General features: G+C 68.8%; 23 protein-coding genes. 15 read left to right on the plus strand and 8 right to left on the minus strand.

All coding sequences use genetic code 11. The annotated features are described in order from the left end of the window. The first annotated feature begins 47 nt into the window (after positions 1-47). Positions 48-404: a hypothetical protein gene (locus ACWF7A_RS15820; protein WP_452251174.1), complete on the plus strand. Its 357-nt coding sequence runs from the start codon at positions 48-50 to the stop codon at positions 402-404. Here the strand turns inward: ACWF7A_RS15820 and rpsR are convergent. Genes rpsR through rpmB form a run of 4 tightly spaced genes read right to left on the minus strand, consistent with a single transcriptional unit; the run spans position 352 to position 1,272 of the window. Next, positions 352-582 carry a 30S ribosomal protein S18 gene (gene rpsR, locus ACWF7A_RS15825; RefSeq protein ID WP_439663096.1) on the minus strand — a complete coding sequence of 77 codons (231 nt, stop codon included), beginning with the start codon at positions 580-582 and terminating at the stop codon, positions 352-354. The two genes, ACWF7A_RS15820 and rpsR, sit on opposite strands and share 53 nt — an antisense overlap. After that, on the minus strand, positions 582-875 hold the full coding sequence (rpsN, locus tag ACWF7A_RS15830; RefSeq protein ID WP_452251175.1) for a 30S ribosomal protein S14: 294 nt from the start codon (positions 873-875) through the stop codon (positions 582-584). Before rpsN ends, rpsR begins: the two co-directional genes overlap by 1 nt. Further along, positions 875-1,042, minus strand: coding sequence for a 50S ribosomal protein L33 (gene rpmG / locus ACWF7A_RS15835; RefSeq protein WP_355562243.1), 168 nt, complete (start codon positions 1,040-1,042; stop codon positions 875-877). The genes rpsN and rpmG overlap by 1 nt, the downstream gene beginning before the upstream one ends. Further along, entirely contained in the window at positions 1,042-1,272 is a 231-nt protein-coding gene (gene rpmB / locus ACWF7A_RS15840; protein WP_452251176.1) for a 50S ribosomal protein L28, read from the minus strand. The genes rpmG and rpmB overlap by 1 nt, the downstream gene beginning before the upstream one ends. Before the next feature lie 53 nt (positions 1,273-1,325). Here rpmB and ACWF7A_RS15845 point away from each other — a divergent pair, with 53 nt between their 5' ends. From ACWF7A_RS15845 to rpmF, 3 genes are read left to right on the plus strand one after another with little or no spacing between them, the layout of a single operon-like run. Next, on the plus strand, positions 1,326-2,210 hold the full coding sequence (locus ACWF7A_RS15845) for a GTP-binding protein (protein ID WP_452251177.1): 885 nt from the start codon (positions 1,326-1,328) through the stop codon (positions 2,208-2,210). Beyond that, on the plus strand, positions 2,207-2,458 hold the full coding sequence (locus ACWF7A_RS15850) for a type B 50S ribosomal protein L31 (protein ID WP_452251178.1): 252 nt from the start codon (positions 2,207-2,209) through the stop codon (positions 2,456-2,458). Before ACWF7A_RS15845 ends, ACWF7A_RS15850 begins: the two co-directional genes overlap by 4 nt. Continuing rightward, positions 2,458-2,619 carry a 50S ribosomal protein L32 gene (rpmF, locus tag ACWF7A_RS15855; protein WP_071812574.1) on the plus strand — a complete coding sequence of 54 codons (162 nt, stop codon included), beginning with the start codon at positions 2,458-2,460 and terminating at the stop codon, positions 2,617-2,619. Before ACWF7A_RS15850 ends, rpmF begins: the two co-directional genes overlap by 1 nt. On the opposite strand, the gene ACWF7A_RS15860 is transcribed toward rpmF, so the two are convergent. Continuing rightward, entirely contained in the window at positions 2,616-3,263 is a 648-nt protein-coding gene (locus ACWF7A_RS15860; protein WP_452251179.1) for a histidine phosphatase family protein, read from the minus strand. The genes rpmF and ACWF7A_RS15860 overlap by 4 nt on opposite strands. A gap of 74 nt (positions 3,264-3,337) precedes the next feature. Between ACWF7A_RS15860 and ACWF7A_RS15865 the strand changes: the two genes are divergently transcribed. From ACWF7A_RS15865 to lepB, 8 genes are all read left to right on the plus strand, one after another. Beyond that, on the plus strand, positions 3,338-3,658 hold the full coding sequence (locus ACWF7A_RS15865) for an EthD family reductase (protein ID WP_452251180.1): 321 nt from the start codon (positions 3,338-3,340) through the stop codon (positions 3,656-3,658). Continuing rightward, positions 3,655-4,470: a 3-hydroxyacyl-CoA dehydrogenase family protein gene (locus tag ACWF7A_RS15870; RefSeq protein ID WP_452251181.1), complete on the plus strand. Its 816-nt coding sequence runs from the start codon at positions 3,655-3,657 to the stop codon at positions 4,468-4,470. Before ACWF7A_RS15865 ends, ACWF7A_RS15870 begins: the two co-directional genes overlap by 4 nt. Before the next feature lie 10 nt (positions 4,471-4,480). Then, complete coding sequence (locus tag ACWF7A_RS15875; RefSeq protein ID WP_452251533.1) at positions 4,481-5,638, plus strand: GNAT family N-acetyltransferase; 1,158 nt, start codon at positions 4,481-4,483, stop codon at positions 5,636-5,638. A gap of 52 nt (positions 5,639-5,690) precedes the next feature. Continuing rightward, positions 5,691-6,674, plus strand: coding sequence for a nucleotidyltransferase domain-containing protein (locus ACWF7A_RS15880; protein WP_452251182.1), 984 nt, complete (start codon positions 5,691-5,693; stop codon positions 6,672-6,674). 9 nt (positions 6,675-6,683) lie between these two features. After that, a complete protein-coding gene (locus tag ACWF7A_RS15885; RefSeq protein WP_452251183.1) occupies positions 6,684-7,295 on the plus strand; it encodes a trimeric intracellular cation channel family protein in 612 nt (203 codons plus the stop codon). Positions 7,296-7,364: 69 nt separating this feature from the next. After that, the gene (locus tag ACWF7A_RS15890; RefSeq protein ID WP_439663108.1) at positions 7,365-8,060 is read left to right on the plus strand and encodes a response regulator; all 696 of its coding nucleotides are present in this window, start codon (positions 7,365-7,367) and stop codon (positions 8,058-8,060) included. Beyond that, the gene (locus ACWF7A_RS15895; RefSeq protein WP_452251534.1) at positions 8,060-9,445 is read left to right on the plus strand and encodes a sensor histidine kinase; all 1,386 of its coding nucleotides are present in this window, start codon (positions 8,060-8,062) and stop codon (positions 9,443-9,445) included. Before ACWF7A_RS15890 ends, ACWF7A_RS15895 begins: the two co-directional genes overlap by 1 nt. Before the next feature lie 10 nt (positions 9,446-9,455). Continuing rightward, positions 9,456-10,316 carry a signal peptidase I gene (gene lepB, locus ACWF7A_RS15900; RefSeq protein ID WP_452251184.1) on the plus strand — a complete coding sequence of 287 codons (861 nt, stop codon included), beginning with the start codon at positions 9,456-9,458 and terminating at the stop codon, positions 10,314-10,316. Positions 10,317-10,378: 62 nt separating this feature from the next. Here lepB and ACWF7A_RS15905 read toward each other — a convergent pair whose 3' ends face one another. From ACWF7A_RS15905 to ACWF7A_RS15915, 3 genes are read right to left on the minus strand one after another with little or no spacing between them, the layout of a single operon-like run. Further along, positions 10,379-11,281, minus strand: coding sequence for a carbohydrate ABC transporter permease (locus ACWF7A_RS15905; RefSeq protein ID WP_452251185.1), 903 nt, complete (start codon positions 11,279-11,281; stop codon positions 10,379-10,381). Continuing rightward, positions 11,278-12,231: a carbohydrate ABC transporter permease gene (locus ACWF7A_RS15910; protein WP_452251186.1), complete on the minus strand. Its 954-nt coding sequence runs from the start codon at positions 12,229-12,231 to the stop codon at positions 11,278-11,280. The genes ACWF7A_RS15905 and ACWF7A_RS15910 overlap by 4 nt, the downstream gene beginning before the upstream one ends. After that, complete coding sequence (locus tag ACWF7A_RS15915) at positions 12,228-13,535, minus strand: ABC transporter substrate-binding protein (protein ID WP_452251187.1); 1,308 nt, start codon at positions 13,533-13,535, stop codon at positions 12,228-12,230. The genes ACWF7A_RS15910 and ACWF7A_RS15915 overlap by 4 nt, the downstream gene beginning before the upstream one ends. Before the next feature lie 240 nt (positions 13,536-13,775). Here ACWF7A_RS15915 and ACWF7A_RS15920 point away from each other — a divergent pair, with 240 nt between their 5' ends. Genes ACWF7A_RS15920 through galT form a run of 3 tightly spaced genes read left to right on the plus strand, consistent with a single transcriptional unit; the run spans position 13,776 to position 17,642 of the window. Then, the gene (locus ACWF7A_RS15920; protein WP_452251188.1) at positions 13,776-15,758 is read left to right on the plus strand and encodes a beta-galactosidase; all 1,983 of its coding nucleotides are present in this window, start codon (positions 13,776-13,778) and stop codon (positions 15,756-15,758) included. 1 nt (position 15,759) lies between these two features. Further along, positions 15,760-16,557 (plus strand): DeoR/GlpR family DNA-binding transcription regulator, encoded by a 798-nt coding sequence (locus ACWF7A_RS15925; RefSeq protein WP_065914902.1) that lies wholly within the window; start codon positions 15,760-15,762, stop codon positions 16,555-16,557. After that, positions 16,554-17,642 (plus strand): galactose-1-phosphate uridylyltransferase, encoded by a 1,089-nt coding sequence (gene galT, locus ACWF7A_RS15930; protein ID WP_452251189.1) that lies wholly within the window; start codon positions 16,554-16,556, stop codon positions 17,640-17,642. Before ACWF7A_RS15925 ends, galT begins: the two co-directional genes overlap by 4 nt. The last annotated feature ends 15 nt before the right edge of the window (positions 17,643-17,657 follow it).

Here is a 17,657-nt window from a genome sequence, read left to right on the forward strand (position 1 = left end):
CGCCGGAGAGGTGGCGCTGATCTCACCTGAGGCGATAGACCGATCGGATGCGAAGAATGAAGGGTGGTTACGGCTCGGCGCTCGGATTCGGCGGCGGAGTCGGCGTGACCACGTTCACCGGGGCCTGGCCGCTGCTCGCTCTGATCCTGCTCGCCGCCGTCGTCGTGCTCGTCTCGCTGAAGACGACGGTCGTCGGCGCGGGCCTCGCCGCACTGCAGTGCTGGGGCCTCTACGCGACCTTCTTGGTGGGTGTTCGTGGCGACCTGACGGTCGATGAACACACGACCTGGGTGCTCGCGTTGCTGGTGCAGCTGGCCGCGCTGGCACTGCTGGCCAGCGCGGCGCTGCGGATCATCTCGTTTGTGACGGGTACGGCAGCAGGGCCATCTCCCGCGCGTTCTTGATGGCGGTGGCGACCTGACGCTGCTGCTGCGGCGTCAGGCCGGTCACGCGCCGGGACCGGATCTTGCCCCGGTCCGAGAGGAACTTGCGCAGCAGCGTGACGTCCTTCCAGTCGACGACGGTCACGCCCTCCTTCGCGAGCAGGTTCACCCTGCGCTTGAGCGGCCTCTTCTCGCGCATCACCAGCTCGCCTTCGAGACGCCGGGCAGCTCACCGCGGTGCGCCATCTCCCGCAGCCGGACGCGGGACAGGCCGAACTTCCGGTTGAAGGCGCGCGGCCGTCCGTCCACGGCGTCCCGGTTGCGCAACCGGGTCGGCGACGCGTCGCGCGGCAGCTTCTGCAGACCCCGCAACGCTTCCGCGCGCGTCTCCGGGTGCCGCAGCATCTCCTTGAGCTCGGCACGCCGTTCCGCGTACCGGGCCACGACCACGCGGCGGCGCTGGTCCGCGGCGATCTTCGACTTCTTCGCCATCAGCGCTCCTCCTTGAAGTCGACGTGCCTGCGCGCGACCGGGTCGTACTTGCGCAGCACCAGGCGGTCCGGGTCGTTGCGCCGGTTCTTGCGGGTCACGTAGGTGTAACCGGTTCCGGCGGTCGACCTCATCTTGATGATCGGCCGGACGTCCGTGCTCTTGGCCATCAGACCTTCACCCCCTGCCGGCGCAGTCGCGCCACCGCGGCCTCGACGCCGATCTTGTCGATGGTCTTGATGCCCTTCGCGGACAGCGTCAGCGTCACGAACCTGTTCAGCGACGGCACGAAGTACCGCTTGGCCTGGACGTTCGGGTTCCACCGTCGCCGCGTCTTGCGTTGCGAGTGGGAGACGCGGTTGCCGAAGCCCGGCTCACGGCCGGTCAGCTGGCAGCGCACTGGTACCTCCATGCAGATTGAAACGACTTTCGTTTTCATCTACGGTACCTCACATGGAAACCGTTGTCGTTATGGTGGCGGGGCTGGCCGACCACGACGTCGCTGTGCGGGTGTGGCGGGACCGGCCCGGTTCGGTGCTGGTGCGGCACGTCGTTGCGGACACGTGCGTGCGGCGGTGGGTCGACGGCGTCGTGACCGAGGTCGACCTGGACCACGGCTGTGCGTCCTGCACCGTGCGGGAGGACCTGCGTTCGGTGCTCGCCGAGCTGGCCGGCCACACCGTCGTGCTGCACCTGGACCCGCTGCTGGAGCCGGACGCGGTGCGCCGCGACCTCGGCTTCGACGTCGAATGCGTGATCACCGTCCTCGACGCGGCGTCGTGGCTGGACGACGCGTTGAGCGACGCCTCGATGACCACCGACCGACGCACCGTCGCGCAGGTCGTCGTCGCGCAGGCAGAGGCCGCGGATGTGCTGGTGCTGCAAGGAGACGCGGACGAACGCACGCTGGCCGTGCTCGACCGCCTCGCTCCCGGCGCGCACCGCTGCACGCCCGAGACGGTGGTCGTCCAGCGCGGTGTGCGACCGCGGCTGATGCCCCTGAAGCCCGAATGCGGTGTCTCGACAGCGGTTTTCACGGCGGACCGGCCGTTCCACCCGGCACGCCTCAACGACGCGCTCGACTCGTTGCTGGACGGAACGGTCGTGCGGTCGCGCGGCCGGCTCTGGGTCGCCGACGAGCCGGACGCCGCGCTGCACCTGGAGTCCGCGGGCTGCGGCATGCACGTCGGCGAGGGCGGGCCTCGTGGTGGCAGGACCACCCAGATCGTGGCGATCACCCTCGGCGAACCGGACGCCATCACCGACGCGTTCGCGGGCGCGCTGCTCACCGACGACGAACTGTCCTTCGTGGACTCGATCCGAAAGCTGGCCACATGAAACCCGGAATCCACCCCGACTACCACCCGGTCGTCTTCCAGGACGCGTCCACCGGAAAGACGTTCCTGACCCGCTCGACGGCGACGTCGAGCAGGACGATCGAGTGGGAGGACGGCAACTCCTACCCGCTGCTGACCGTCGACGTCACCGCCGACTCGCACCCGTTCTGGACGGGCACCCAGCGGGTCATGGACACCGCCGGCCGGGTCGAGAAGTTCAACCGCCGCTACGGAAAGCGAGAGCGCTGATGGCCGTTCCCAAGCGCAAGACGTCCCGGTCCAACACGCGGCACCGGCGGTCGCAGTGGAAGGCCACGGCTCCGGACCTGGTGCGCGTGCGGACGTTGGACGGCAAGGAACTGCTCGTGCCGCGCAGGCTCGTCGCGGCCTACAAGCGCGGGTTGCTCTAAAGGGTCTGCTGGACCGTTCCGTCCGGTGAGTCGCGCCACTGGTCGAAGGGACGGTCCAGCCTCCACCCCGAGCCGTCGTGGTCGATCACGCGGTTCTCGCAGGTGTCCGGATTGGACAGTGACTCGAACAGCTCGACGCTCCAGTCGAAGAACCTGCGGCACAGCAGTCTGATCGTCAGGCCGTGCGACACGACCAGCACCGTCTTCGGGTGGTCCTCGTCCTTGTGCATCCGCACCGTCAGGCCGTCGAGGAACGCCGCGACCCGGTCGTCCACGTCCGCGCCCGACTCCCCGTTGGGCAGCCGGAAGAAGAAGTGGCCGAACGCGTGCCGCTGGTGCTTGAGCACCTCCTGCTGCACCGGGTCCTGGAGGTTGCCCCAGTCCTGCTCGCGCACCCTCGGCTCGGTGACGATCCGCTCGGCGTCGATCCCCAGCAGCTCGAACGTCCGCTTCGTCCTCGTGTACGGCGAGACGTAGGCCGCGACCGGCCCGTCGCCGATCAGGTCCTTGATCACGGGACCCGCGGCGCGCGCCTGGTCCTCCCCGGTGGGGGTGAGCGGGAGGGCGTGGTCGGGGATGTGGCAGTAGGCGAGCTCGTCGACGTTGCCGAGGCTCTGTCCGTGGCGCAGCAGGATGATCCGCACCCCACCATCGTGCCTCAGCCCCGTGAGCGCACCGGGCGTTACAGTGCTCGGCGAGTCGAGGAGGACGGTGTCACATGATCAAGTACGTCGCGCTCTACAAGAAGCCCGCGGACCCCGAGGGCTTCGACCAGAAGTACTTCGAGTCGCACCTGCCGATCGTGAGCTCGGTTCCCGGCCTGGTCCGCGCCGAGGTCGCCTCGGTGGACCGGGTCTTCCTGGCGGGGTTCCTCGGTGAGACCGAGCTGCACCTGATGGCGGAGATGTACTTCGAGTCCGAGGAGTCGTTCAAGGCCGCCCTGCAGTCGCCGGAGTGGGCCACGTCGGGCGCCAACCTCGCCGAGATCGGCGGCATGGAGCTCGTCGCGATGTTCAGCGCCGGGGTGGTCGAGAAGTGAGGGCCGTCGTCATCGGCGGCGGCACGATGGGCGCGGGCATCGCGCACCTCCTGCTCGCGAACGGCCACGACGTCACGTTGTCGGAGGCCGACGCCGAGCGCGCCGAACTGGGCAGGGCGGCCGTCCGGCGCTCGCTCGGCAGGGCGCAGGAGAAGGGCAAGCTCGACGACGCCGAGGCGGCGTTCGCGAGGCTGACGACGGGGGAGCTGCCCGCCGACGCCGCGCTGGTCGTCGAGGCCGTGCCGGAGAACGTGCCGCTGAAACAGAAGGTGCTCGGCGCCGCGGCGGCGAAGTGCCCGGACGCGGTGCTGGCGTCCAACACGTCGTCGCTGTCGATCTCCGAGATCGCCGCCGGACTGCCCGGCGAACGCGTGCTGGGCATGCACTTCTTCAACCCCGTCCCGGTGCAGCAGCTCGTCGAGCTCGTCCACCACGAGGGCGTCGACCCCGCGAACGTGGCCAAGGTGCGGACCTGGGCCGAGCAGATGGGCAAGACCGTCATCGAGGTGCGCGACTCACCGGGCTTCGCGACCTCACGGCTGGGCGTCGCCGTCGGCATGGAGGCGATCCGCATGGTCGAGGAGAACGTCGCCTCCGCCGCGGACATCGACACCGGCATGAAGCTCGGTTACCGCTGGCCGATGGGCCCGCTGGAGCTCACGGACCTCGTCGGGCTCGACGTCCGGCTGGCCATCGCGGAGAACCTGGCGGCCGAGCTGGGGCCGCGGTTCGAGCCCCCGGCGCTGTTGCGGGACAAGGTCGCCCGCGGCGAGCTGGGGAAGAAGTCGGGTCAGGGCTTCTTCACCTGGTAGATAGTTGTCCGTGCACATCCGCGAGTTCACCGAGGACGACCGCGACGCCGTGTTCCGGTTGCGCAAGGTCGCGTTCAACGGGGAGCCGCCGCCGGGTCCGCTGCTGAGGCCGGGCTCGCACGGACTCCTCGCCGAGATCGACGGCCGGGTCGCGGGTGTGCTCGGCATCGGCTCGTACGCCCAGTTCTACGGTGGCGCCGCGGTCCCCATGGGCGGGATCGGCGGTGTCGCCGTCGACGGGGCCTACCGCGGCCGGGGGATCGCAAACGCCCTGCTCGACGCGGCGCTGAGCACCATGCGGGAGCACGGTCAGCCGATCTCCGCGCTCTACCCGACCGTGCCGACGCTGTACCGGCGCCGCGGCTGGGAGAAGGCCGGGGTCCTCGAGTGGGTCGAGCTGCCGATGGACCGGCTGCTCACGGTGCCGAAGCCCAGCGAGCAGATCCCTTCGCGTCCCGCGGAGAAGAGCGACCTCCCCGCGCTGCACGAGTGCTATCTGGAGGTGGCGCGGACGATCGACGGCATGGCCGACCGCCGCCCACCGAGGATGGAGCTCGACAAGGTCCTCGAACTGGACCTGGTGACGGTGCTGCCCGGCCCGAACGGCCTGCGCGGATACCTCACCGCCACCCGCGAGTCCGGTGGTGACCTCGGCCGCCTCAAGGTGCAGGACCTCATCGCCGTCGACGTCGAGGCCCAGCTGACCCTGCTCGCGTCGCTGGCGTCGTGGGCCGGTCTGCTCGAAGCGGTCGACCTGCGGATCACCGACCCGGCGACGGTGAACCTCCTGGGCGGTACGCCGTTGCGCTACTCCGTCTGGACCTCGACCTGGATGCAACGCGTGGTCGACCTGCCCGCCGCCGTCGCCGCACGGGGGTGGCCGCGGCTCGCCGACACCGCGGTCGACCTGGAGGTCGTCGACGAGCACGCGCCCTGGCACGCGGGCCCGCAGCGGCTCGTCGTCGAAGACGGTTCGGTGCGCGTCGAACCTGGTGGCACGGGCGCGGTGCGGCTGCACGCGCGGGCGCTCGGACCGTGGTTCTCCGGCGCGCAGACCACGCATGCGTTGCGGCGCGCGGGTTTGCTGGAGGGAGACCCGGCCGCCGCGGCGGTGCTCGACCAGCTCACGGCCTCGTCCGGCGTCCCGCGGCTCGCGGACTTCTTCTGACGAACGGCTTTCATTACGGGGTCCCCACCCGCATCTCGGTCACAATGGACGGATGTCGGGGGACCAGGACGAGGTCAGGCATGCCTACGGCGACAACATGGGTTGGCGCCTGAAGGGCTATGCGAAGCGACGCAGCGGGTCGCCGGTCAGCGTGCGGGAGATCTCGCGAGCGCAGTTCCTGGCGATCAGGCCGTTCTTCGACGTCGAGGACAACCCGTGGCTCGTCGACCTGAACGAGGTGCGGCCCGAGATCCGGCCGCACGTCGAGCGGGTGCTCGGCCCGCTCGACCCCGACGAGGACTACTACGTCACCGGCCACCCGCTGGACTGGGACAAGGACCCGGTGCAGGTGGCACGGGACCTGCTCGACGTCCAGTACCCGCTCGCGAGGGCCGCGTTCCTCGGCGGCAGCGTGGCGGCGGGCAACTACACCGCGAACTCCGACCTGGACATGGTCGTGATCGTCGACGACCTGCCGGGCGCGTTCCGCGAGACGCTGCGGCACCGCGGCTGGCCGGTCGAGCTGTTCTGCCACACGGTCGAGTCGTTCCGGGACTTCGTCGCCCGTGACACCGAGGGCAGGCGGCCCCCGTTGCTGCACATGTGCGCCGAGGGGTTCCTGATGCTCGACGCCGACGGCACCGGTCAGCACATGCGTGCCGAGGCGCGCGCTCTGCTGGACGCGGGCCCTCCGCTCGCGACCGTCACCGAACTGGAAGACCGTCGCTACGGCACCACGGACCTGCTCGAAGACCTCATCGGCGCACGGGACGAGGACGAGCGCCTGTTCATCGCGGCCCGGCTGCTGACGTGCGCGGGAGAGCTCGCGCTGGTCGTGCAGAACCGCTGGCTCGGGCACGGGAAGTGGCTGCTGCGCCGGTTGCGCGACGCCAAGGAGGACGAGCTCGTCGACTCCTACCGCGCGTTCGTGAGGGGCGAGGGCGCCGAGCGGTTCATCGCCGTCGTGGAGGCCGTGCTGGTGTCCGCGGGAGGGCGGCTGGACGCCGGTTACCGCAGGACAGCGCCCCCTCGCTAACCTCCGCGGGTGCTGCTCGTCGTCCTGGAGCTGATCGGTATCGCGGTCTTCGCCGCCTCCGGAGCGGTGGCCGCCGTCCGCGCGCGCCTCGACGTGTTCGGCGTGATCATTTTGGCCCTCACCACGGCGCTCGGCGGCGGCATCGTCCGTGACGTGCTGCTCGGCGTGCACCCGCCAACGAGCCTGCGGAACTGGCCCTACCTGCTCGTCGCCGGCGGAACGGGCCTGATCGTGTTCTGGTTCCACCCGCAGGTCGCGAAGCTCCGCCGCAGCGTTCTGCTGCTGGACGCGGTGGGGCTCGGCCTGTTCGTCACGTCCGGCACGTCGACGGCGTTGTCACTCGGAGCGACCCCGTACGCGGCGTGCCTCATCGGCATGACGACGGGCATCGGCGGTGGCGCACTCCGCGATCTGCTGCTCCGTGAGATTCCTCTGGTCCTGAGGAGAGAGATCTACGCCGTGGCAGCGCTCTGCGGAGCGGTGGTCGTCGCGGTGGGCGAGTGGGCCGGATTTCCGAAAGGCCTGGTCGCGCTGACCGGTGCGTCAATAATCATCACCATCAGGCTGATCGCGCTCTGGCGGAAGTGGAACGCACCCGTCGCGAGGGGCCTGGAAGGCTAACGCCGAACTCACACCCGCAGTTAGGGCCCTTCTCAGGCGGCTCTCAGATCCCTCGGCAAGACTGCCCCCATGCGCATCCTCGTTGTCGACGACGACCGGGCGGTCAGGGAGTCACTCCGCCGCTCGCTCCAGTTCAACGGCTACCAGGTCGAGACTGCCGGAGACGGCATGCAGGCCCTGGAGTCGGTGACCGCCGCCAGGCCGGACGCGATGGTGCTCGACGTGATGATGCCCCGCCTCGACGGCCTCGAGGTGTGCCGCAGGCTGCGCAGCACCGGTGACGACCTGCCGATCCTGGTGCTCACCGCGCGTGACGCCGTGAGCGACCGGGTGTCCGGTCTGGACGCCGGTGCCGACGACTACCTGCCCAAGCCGTTCGCGCTCGAGGAGCTGCTGGCCCGCCTGCGCGCGCTGCTGCGCCGGGCCGCCCACGACGACGACGCGGCCCAGCAGTCCGCCGCCGTGCTGAAGTTCGCCGACCTGGAGCTCGACCCGTCCACCCGCGACGTCCGCCGCGGCGAACGGCCGATCAGTCTCACCCGCACCGAGTTCGCGCTGCTCGAGCTCCTGCTGGCGCACCCGCGCCAGGTGCTCACCCGCAGCCGCATCCTGGAGGACGTGTGGGGATACGACTTCCCGACCTCGGGCAACGCTCTCGAGGTCTACGTGGGGTACCTGCGCCGCAAGACGGAGCTGGAGGGCGAGCCGAGGCTGATCCACACGGTGCGCGGGGTGGGCTACGTCCTGCGGGAGACCCCTCCGTGATCGCTGAACCCCAGGGACGCCTGCAACGGGCGTCACTTCGGGCTCGGGTCACCTGGCTCGCCGCGTTCTGCGTCGCCGGAGCCGTAGCGCTGGTGTCCCTCGGGGCGTACGTGGTCGTGCGCAAGAGCACGTACGACGCCCTCGACGACGGCCTGCGCCAGCGGGCCGCCACCGTCGCGAACGGCACGAAGGTCACCACGCCGGACGAGGTCGCCAACTACCCGGCGGCGTTCCTCGCGGCGGGCGACGTGAAGATGGGCGTGCTGCTGTCGGACTCCGGGAAGATCATCTACCCGAAGGACTCCACGCCACCGCCGAGTGCGCAGGAGGCCTGGGACGTCGCGGACGGCGACCGCCCCGAGTTCATCTGGACCGACCACAAGACCGAGACCAGGGTCATCGCCGTCCCGTACCAGCCCGGCCAGGCGATCATCATCGCCCAGTCGATGGTGCCGCAGCGGACCACGCTCGCGAAGCTCAGCGTGGTGCTGCTGCTCATCGGCGGTGCCGGCGTGCTGCTCGCGGCCATCGCGGGCACGGCCGTCGCCCGCACGAGCCTGCGGCCGGTGCAACGGTTGACGGAGGCCACCGAACGCGTCGCGAACACGGGTGACCTGACGCCGATCCCGGTGGCGGGCGACGACGAGCTGGCACGGCTGACGCACAGCTTCAACGCGATGCTCGGCGCCGTCGCCGAGTCGCAGGAACGACAACGCCGCCTGGTCGCCGACGCGGGCCACGAGCTGCGCACGCCGCTGACGTCCATGCGCACGAACCTGGAGCTGCTGCTCGCCTCGGAACGCCCGGACTCCCCGAACCTGTCGCAGGAGGACAAGACGGAGATCCAGGCCGACGTGCGCGCCCAGATCGACGAGCTGACCACGTTGATCGGTGACCTGGTCGAGCTCGCCCGCGAGGACGCGCCGCAGGTCATCCACGAGCCGGTCGACCTGAACGAGGTGGTGGAACGGTCGCTGGACCGCGCCCGCCGCCGCGCCTCGAACGCCGTGACGTTCGACGTGCAGCTGCAGCCGTGGACACTTCTGGGTGATTCGAGCGCTCTCGAACGCGCGGTGCTGAACCTCCTCGACAACGCGGTGAAGTTCAGTCCCTCGGGTTCGTCGGTGCGGCTGAACCTCCGTCAGATGGGCGACGGCAGCGCCGTGGTCGAGGTGGCCGACGCGGGTCCCGGCATCGCGGACGCCGATCTACCTCACGTTTTCGAGCGGTTCTACCGTTCGACCGAGGCGCGGACCCTGCCGGGTTCGGGCCTGGGGCTCGCCATCGTCAAGCAGGTGGCGCAACGGCACGGCGGCACGGCCACGGCGGGCAGAGCCCCCGAGGGTGGAGCCCTGTTCACGTTGCGCCTACCCGGACGTCCGTAAGGTGGAGCGTGTGAGTCATCGCGTGAACGACGATTCTTCGTCGACCTGGGAGACGACCCCTTCCTCGGGCGACGGCCCCGCAGAACCCACGACGCGCTTCTCGACGTCCGGTTCGCGGTCTTCGTCCTCTTCCAAGTACGAGGGTCGTTCCTCCTACGACGAGGACGGCGCGCCGAGGTTCTCCAAGAAGAAGGCGAAGAAGAAGCAGCCGTTCTGGAAAGAGCTGCTGGTCATCTTCAGCGTCGCGCTGCTGCTGACCGTCGTCATCCAGACGTTCGTCGCGCGCGTGTTCGTCATCCCGTCCGCCTCGATGGAGACGACGCTGCACGGCTGCACGGGCTGCGTGAACGACAAGGTGCTGGTCGAGAAGATCACGTACCTGTTCAACGACCCGCGCCCCGGCGACGTCATCGTCTTCCGCGGCCCGCCGAACTGGACCGGCGGCAAGGAGCCCCCGAACTTCGTGGTCGGCACCCTGCAGGACCTGGGGTCGATGGTGAACCTCTCCGAGCCCAGCGGCACGGACTTCATCAAGCGCGTCATCGCCGTCGGCGGCCAGACCGTCGAGTGCTGTGACGACCAGGGCCGCGTGATGGTCGACGGCAAGCCGCTCGACGAGCCGTACCTGAACTTCGGCGGCGGCCCGCGCCAGCAGGACTCGTTCGAGAAGGTCACCGTCCCCGCGGGCAAGCTGTGGGTGATGGGCGACAACCGCAACAACTCGTCGGACTCGCGCAAGCACGGCGACCCGACACCGGCCGACGGCGCGATCCCGATCGACAACGTGGTGGGCAAGGCCCGCGTGATCGTGATCCCCGTGGGGCGCTGGGGTTCGATCTCGGACTTCAACCCGCAGACCGGCGGGAAGTAGTACTTCCGGGCAACGCGAAAGGGGCGGGGACCACGTGGTCCCCGCCCCTTTCGCGTCGGTCCTCAGCCCTTAGTGGATCCCAGCGTCAGTCCGCCCACGAACTGCCGCTGCAACACGAAGAACACGACCAGGGTGGGCAGCGCGACCAGGAGAGAGCCCGCTGCGATCAGGTTGTTGTCGGTGAAGAACGTGCCCTTCAGGTTCTGCAGGGCCGAGGTCACCGGCATCTTGTCGCCGTCCTGGATCAGCACCAACGCCCACAGGAAGTCGTTGTAGATCCAGGTGAACTCGAGCGTCGCCAGCGCGGCGAGCACCGGCCGGCACAGCGGCAGGGTGAGCTGCCAGTACTGCCGGAACACCGAGGCACCGTCGACCCGTGCGGCCTCGGTCAGCTCGTAGGGGATGGTCTTCATGTAGTTCGACAGCACGAACGTGCAGAAGCCCATCTGGAACGCGATGTGGATCAGGATGACGCCGAGCGGGGAGTCGATCAGCGACTCGCTCTCCGACATCCACGCCGGCAGCTCGATCAGCCGGTACAGCCTCCACAGCGGCGTCACGATCACCTGCTGCGGCAACAGGTTGCCGGCGGTGAACAGCATCAGCAGCGCGATGTTGAACTTGAAGCTGAACCGCGACACCGCGAACGCCACCATCGAGCTCAGCAGCAGCGTGACGAGCAACGCCGGCACGGTGATCAGGAACGTGTTCCAGTAGAAGTGCGGCAGGTCGCCGATCTCCCACGCCTTCGCGAAGTTCTCGAACGTCAGCGACTTCGCGACGGAGAAGTAGCCGTTGACCGACGTGTCCTCGTACGTCCGCAGGGACGCGTAGACCGCCCACAGCAGAGGCGTCAGCGTCATCAGGCACGTGAGGATCAGGAAGGCGTGCAGGGCGATCCGCGCCGGGGTGACCGGCCTGGTCTTCTTCTCCGGCACCGAAGGCCGTTCCAGCGTGGCCGTCACGTCCGGTTCTCCTTGCTGAACACCTGGTACAGGTACGGGATGATGACGCCGAGCGAGATCGTCAGCAGGATCACCGCGACCGCGGAACCCCGGCCGATCCGCGAGGCCTCACCGATGATGTTGTCGGTCACCAGCACCGACAACAGCTCCAGACCGTTGCGTCCCTTGTTGATGACGTACACGATGTCGAACGCGCGCAGCGCCTCGATCACCGTCACCACGGCCACGACGATGTTCACCGGCTTCATCACCGGGAAGGTGACGCGGAAGAACGTCTGCGAGGCGGAGGCGCCGTCCAGTGACGCGGCTTCCTTCAACGCGGGATCGACGGACTTCAACCCGGCCAAGTACAGCAGCATGATGTAGCCGGTGTGCCGCCACGCCGCCGCGACGAGCACCGCGTAGAGGTTGATGTCCGAGTCGCCGATCCAGTCGACGGGTTTGTCGAGGCCCAGCACTGAGTTCAGCAGTCCGCCGTCGGGCGTGTAGATCAGCTGCCAGATGAACCCGACCAGCGCGAGCGACAGCACCATCGGCATGTACAGCGCGCTCTGGTAGATCCGGCTGAACCGGAGCTCGCGGTCGAGCAGCACGGCGAGCAGCAGGCCCGCCGCCGTCGGCACGACGAGCAGGAAGGCCAGCCAGATCAGGTTGTGCTGCACCGCCGGCCAGAACCGCGGGTACTCGGTGAAGATCTCGGTGTAGTTCCCGACACCGATCCACTCGATGTCCTCGAAGCCGCCGATGCCGTTCCACCTGCTGAACGACAACGCGACCGAGCCCAGCGTCGGGATCCACACGAACAGCAGGTGCACGAACGTGGGGATGCCGAGCATGAGCGCCAGCACGAGCTTGTCCGTGCCGGCGAGGGCCGTGGCACGCTTTCCACGCCGACGAGGCGGCGGCCCGTCGGGGGCCACCGCCTTCGGCTTCTCCTGCAGTGCGGTCACTTGAAGATGTTCTTCGCCTGGTCGGCCATGCCCTTGAGCACGGAGTCGACGCTGTTCGGGTCCTTGATGAACGCGATGAGACCGTTGGTGGCCGCCTCGCTCGCGAAGGCCGGGTCGGTGTCGCGGTCGAGGAACTGCGTGATGTGCTTGGCGCCCTTGATGACCTCGGCCGCCTTCTTCTGCAGCGAGTTGTAACCCGAGGTGTCGGCCTTCTGGTTCGTCGCGACCACGGACGAGTCGGACTTCAGGTAGGTGAGCTGCGGCTCGGCCGTCGACAGGTACTCGAGCAGCTTGAGCGCGCCCTCGGAGTTACCGGGCTTCTTCGCCATCATGTAGCCGTCGATCGGCGCCTCGACCGTGTCGGTGCCGTGCTGCGGGTTGATCTCCGGGAACGGGAAGAAGTCGAGGTCGTCCTTCTCCGCGTCCGGGAACTGCTGGCCGAGGAACGAGCCCAGCAGGTACATGCCGGACTTCTTCTGCTGCAACGACTGCGCGGCTTCCTGCCACTCGCGGCCGAGCGCGTTCTCCTGGTGGAACGGCAGCAGCCGCTTCCAGGTGTCGAACACGTCCTTGACGCGCTTGTCCTGCCAGTCTTCCTTGCCCGCCAGCAGGTCCACGTGGAACTGGTAGCCGTTGATGCGGAAGTTCAGCTGGTCGAACGTGCCCATGGCCGGCCAGCCCTGCTTCTGGGCGAAGGCGATCGGGACCAGGCCGTCGGTCTGCATCTTCGTGGAGAGCGCGACGAGCTCGTCGAGCGTCTTCGGGATCGCGTAACCGCGCTCCTGCCACACGCTCTTGCGGTAGAACATGCCCCACGGGTACTGCGTGAACGGCACGAAGTACTGCTTGCCGTCCGAACCCGTCGACGCCTGCTTGAGCGCGTCGGAGTAGTTGCCGCCGACCTTGCCCCACAGGTCGCTCAGGTCGCCGGTGAGGCCCTGGTCCGCGAAGAACCGCATGCGGTAGCCGGCGAACCACGCGAGCACGTCGTCCGGCTTGCCCTGCAGGTAGTTGTTGATCTGTTCCTGGTACTGCTCGTGCTGCTTGGTGTTGATCGTGACGGACAGGCCGCCGGACGCACCCTCGAAGCCCTTGAGCGCGGCCGTGATCGCGTCCTTCGGCACCTGGTCGGACAGGTTGTTGCCGAAGGTGACCACTTTGGAGTCACCACCCGTGCTCGAACCGCCGCCGCACGCCGCGAGACCACCGGTCGCGGCGACGCCCGCACCGGCCAGCATGATCCGCAGCATCGCGCGCCGACCGAGGTGCGGTAACGGAGTGGAACCAGGCGTGTGCAGAACCATCATCGCTCCTACAGGTGACGCTCGCTCGTGTGAACCGAACAGGACTCCAACAAAGTTGCGCATAATGTGGTCCCAGGCACACATCCTGTCAAGTCCCGTTACGGAGCTGTTAAACCGCAGCACAGCCGGTGTCAGAGCAGTTCCCGGTCCTTTTCCCGGTCAACCGCCGAACAGACCCGAACGCGGAGTTGTGTTTGCTTGTGTTGACGTTGGGGGTTCTCGTCCGCCACGCTTGCGCCCGTGACGACATGGCCAACGGACCTGCCAGGGCTCGGCTGGGGGGCTGACTACAACCCCGAGCAGTGGCCGGAACACGTCTGGGCCGAGGACGTCGAGCTCATGCGCCGGGCCGGGGTGACCATGGTCAGCCTGGGCATCTTCAGCTGGGCGAAGATCGAGGTCAGCAAGGGCGAGTACCGGTTCGACTGGCTCGACCGCGTGATGGACCTGCTGCACGCCGGCGGCATCCGCGTCGACCTCGCGACCGCGACCGCCGCGCCCCCGCCGTGGCTCACCACCGAGTACCCCGAGATGCTGCCCGTCCGCGCGGACGGCGTGCGGCTCTCCCACGGCTCACGGCAGGCGTACTGCCCGTCGTCGCCCATCTACCGCGACCGGGCGACCGCGCTGGCCGCCGAGATGGCCTCGCACTACCGCGACCATCCGGCGCTGGCCGCCTGGCACGTCGGCAACGAGTACGCGTGCCACGTCAAGCGCTGCTACTGCGACACGTGCGCGGCCTCGTTCCGCGAGTGGCTCGCGAGCCGCTACACGCTCGACCAGCTCAACGACGCGTGGTCGACGGCGTTCTGGAGCCAGGGCTACACCGACTTCGCGCAGGTCCTGCCCCCGCGCGTGACGCCGACGTTCCAGAACCCGGCGCACGTGCTGGACTACGACAGGTTCTCCGACGACGCGATCCTCGAGCTGTACAAGGCCGAGCGGGACGTGCTGCGCATGATCACGCCCGAGGTGCCGGTCACCACGAACTTCATGGTCAACTGGACGTTCGGCGACCTGGACTACTGGAAGTGGGCCCGCGAGGTCGACTTCGTCTCGAACGACCACTACACGCTCGCCCAGTCGCCCGACCGGCACGTCGAGCTCGCGATGTCCGCGGACCTCGTGCGCGGCCTCGCCGGCGGCAAGCCGTGGCTGCTGATGGAAGCGTCGACGTCCGCGGTGAACTGGCAGCGGCGCAACATCGCCAAGCTGCCGGGGGAGCAGCGGCGGAACTCGTTCCAGAACATCGCCCGCGGCGCGGACGGCACGCTGTTCTTCCAGTGGCGGCAGTCGCGCGGCGGCAGCGAGCGCTACCACTCGGCGATGGTCCCGCACGCCGGCCCGGACACGAAGGTGTACCGCGAGGTCTGCGAGGTCGGCGCCGAGTACGCGAAGCTCGCGGACGTCGTGGGCTCCACTGTGGACGCCTCCGTCGCCGTCCTGTTCGACTTCCAGTCCGGCTGGGCGCTGCGCCAGGACGCCCACCCGACGCAGGACTTCGACTACTGGCAGCACGTTCTCGGCTATTACAAGGCGCTGTGGAACGCCGGTGTCACGGTCGACTTCGTGGCGCCGGGCACGAACCTCTCGGCGTACTCGCTGGTCGTCGTTCCGGCGTTCTACGCGGTGTCCGACGCGCACGCGGCCGTCATCGCGGACTACGTGGCAGGCGGCGGCCATGTCGTCGTCACGTACCTGTCCGGCGTGGCCGACCAGCACACGCGGGTGCGTCTGGGCGGATACCCCGGCGCGTTCCGCGATGTGCTGGGCGTGTGGTCCGAGGAGTTCCACCCGCTGCGGGAGAACGAGACGGTCTCGTTGAGCGACGGGTCCACCGCCTCGTTGTGGACGGAGCACCTGCACACGCGCACCGCTGACACCGTTGTCTCCTATGCCGACGGCCCGTTGCCGGGTGTGGCGGCGGTGACACGCAACGCGTTCGGCAACGGTGTCGCGTGGTACGTGGCGTGTGATCTTGATGAGGGCGGCCTCGGCCGAACGGTGGAAAACGCGCTTTCCAGTGCGGGCGTTGCGGTGTCGCCTTCGCCGATTGAGCTCGTGCGGCGCAGGGGCGACGTATCGTTCCTCTTCGCCGTCAACCACACCGGCGCCGACGCGGAGATCGAAGCGTCCGGTGTCGACGTGTTGTCCGGCACGCAGGTCTCCGGACGCCTCACCGTGCGAGCCGGGGACGTCGTCGTCCTCAGGGAAGAGGTGTGAGGTGCTGGCACGTCAACGGCAAGCCGTGATCATCGAAGAGGTCCGTCGTACGGGTGCGGTGCGCGTCAGCGACCTCGTCGTGCGGCTCGGCGTCTCGGACATGACCGTGCGCCGCGATCTCGACGTGCTCGCCGCGCGTGGCCTGGTGGAGAAGGTCTACGGCGGTGCGACGTCCGTCGTCGGGCGCTCGACCGACGAGCCCGGGTTCGAGGCCAAGTCGGTGCGGCAGCTCCCCGAGAAGGAGGCGATCGCGGCGGCCGCCGCGGGCCTCGTCCGTCCCGGCACCGCCATCGGCCTGTCCGCCGGCACCACGACGTGGACGCTGGCCCGGTTCCTCGACGACATCCCGGACCTGACCGTCGTCACGAACTCGATCCGCGTCGCCGACGTGCTGCAGCAGAGCGGGCGCACGGACCGCACGGTCGTGCTGACCGGTGGCGTGCGCACGCCGTCCGACGCGCTGGTCGGCCCCGTGGCTGTGCAGGCGTTGCGATCGCTGCACCTCGACGTGGTGTTCCTGGGCGTGCACGGCATGGCCGAGCGCTCCGGCTTCACCACCCCGAACCTCAACGAGAGCGAGACGGACCGCGCGCTCGTCGACGCCGCCGGCCGCGTCGTCGTGGTCGCGGACCACGAGAAGTGGGGCACCGTGGGCATTTCCACGATCGCCGACCTCGACGAGGCGCACGTCCTGGTGACGGACGAGGGTTTGCCGGACGACGCGCGGGCGATCCTCAGCGAGCAGGTCGGCGAGTTGGTGTTGGCTCATGTTCCGGGAAGTGGCGAGGAGTTGGCGTGAGGCGTACCGCGGGAAAGCTGGCGGACGGCCGGGAGATCATCTACTTCGACGACAGTGCTGAGGCACCGCCGAGAGTCGCGGTGGACACCCGGGACCTCCCGGAGACCCAGCCGATGTCCGAAGTCCGGCTGGACCCGTTGACCCGCGAGTGGGTCGCCATGGCGGCTCACCGCCAGACACGCACGTACAAGCCGCCGGCGGACCTCTGCCCGCTGTGCCCGTCGACGCCGGGCCGGCCCACGGAGGTCCCCGAGGCCGACTACGACGTCGTGGTGTTCGAGAACAGGTTCCCGTCGCTGGCGCAGAACGTGCCGGACGTGCCGTCCACTGTGGATGGTGAGGAGCTGTTCGCGCGTGCACCGGGGCGTGGGCGGTGCGAGGTCGTGTGCTTCACCTCGGACCACAACAAGTCGTTCGGCGAGCTCTCCGAGTCGCGCGTGCGCACCGTCGTGGACGCGTGGGCGGACCGTGTCGCCTTCTTGTCAACGTTGCCAGGGGTCGAGCAGGTCTTCCCGTTCGAGAACCGCGGCGAAGAGATCGGGGTGACGCTCTCGCACCCGCACGGCCAGATCTACGCGTACCCGTTCGTCACACCTCGTACCGAACGCATGCTCAACGCGGCTCTGGCGTACCACGCGGAGCACGGGCGTCCGTTGTTCGGCGACGTGCTGGAGGCCGAGCTACGCGCGGGCGCGCGCGTGATCGATGAGTCCCCGCACTGGGTCGCGTTCGTGCCGGCCGCCGCCCGCTGGCCCGTCGAGGTCGTGCTGGCGCCACGGCGCCAGGTGCCCGACATCGCCGCACTGTCCTCAGTGGAGCGTGACGACTTCGCGTCGCTCTACCTGAAGGTGCTGCACCGCCTCGACGCGCTCTACGACCGGCCGTTGCCCTACATCGCGGCCTGGCACCAGGCGCCGGTCAACGTCGGCCGCGAGGAGATGTGGCTGCACCTGCAGGTCTTCTCGGTGCTCAGGACGAAGGACAAGCTCAAGTACCTCGCGGGCTCCGAGTCCGGTGAGGCCGTGTGGATCAACGACGTGACCCCGGAACAGATCGCCGAACGCCTCCGGGGAACACACAAGTAGCTCCCAGGCTCAGTT

It is taken from the genome of Lentzea sp. NPDC055074, assembly GCF_053608005.1.

Excerpts from the sequence above, each read along its gene's own strand:
- ACWF7A_RS15850 (WP_452251178.1), top strand. The coding sequence starts at position 2,207 with ATGAAACCCGGAATCCACCCCGACTACCACCCGGTCGTCTTCCAGGAC.
- ACWF7A_RS15845 (WP_452251177.1), top strand. The coding sequence starts at position 1,326 with ATGGAAACCGTTGTCGTTATGGTGGCGGGGCTGGCCGACCACGACGTC.
- rpsN (WP_452251175.1), bottom strand. The coding sequence starts at position 875 with ATGGCGAAGAAGTCGAAGATCGCCGCGGACCAGCGCCGCCGCGTGGTC.
- rpsR (WP_439663096.1), bottom strand. The coding sequence starts at position 582 with ATGCGCGAGAAGAGGCCGCTCAAGCGCAGGGTGAACCTGCTCGCGAAG.
- ACWF7A_RS15865 (WP_452251180.1), top strand. The coding sequence starts at position 3,338 with ATGATCAAGTACGTCGCGCTCTACAAGAAGCCCGCGGACCCCGAGGGC.
- rpmG (WP_355562243.1), bottom strand. The coding sequence starts at position 1,042 with ATGGCCAAGAGCACGGACGTCCGGCCGATCATCAAGATGAGGTCGACC.
- ACWF7A_RS15890 (WP_439663108.1), top strand. The coding sequence starts at position 7,365 with ATGCGCATCCTCGTTGTCGACGACGACCGGGCGGTCAGGGAGTCACTC.
- rpmF (WP_071812574.1), top strand. The coding sequence starts at position 2,458 with ATGGCCGTTCCCAAGCGCAAGACGTCCCGGTCCAACACGCGGCACCGG.
- ACWF7A_RS15820 (WP_452251174.1), top strand. The coding sequence starts at position 48 with ATGCGAAGAATGAAGGGTGGTTACGGCTCGGCGCTCGGATTCGGCGGC.
- ACWF7A_RS15915 (WP_452251187.1), bottom strand. The coding sequence starts at position 13,535 with ATGGTTCTGCACACGCCTGGTTCCACTCCGTTACCGCACCTCGGTCGG.
- ACWF7A_RS15880 (WP_452251182.1), top strand. The coding sequence starts at position 5,691 with ATGTCGGGGGACCAGGACGAGGTCAGGCATGCCTACGGCGACAACATG.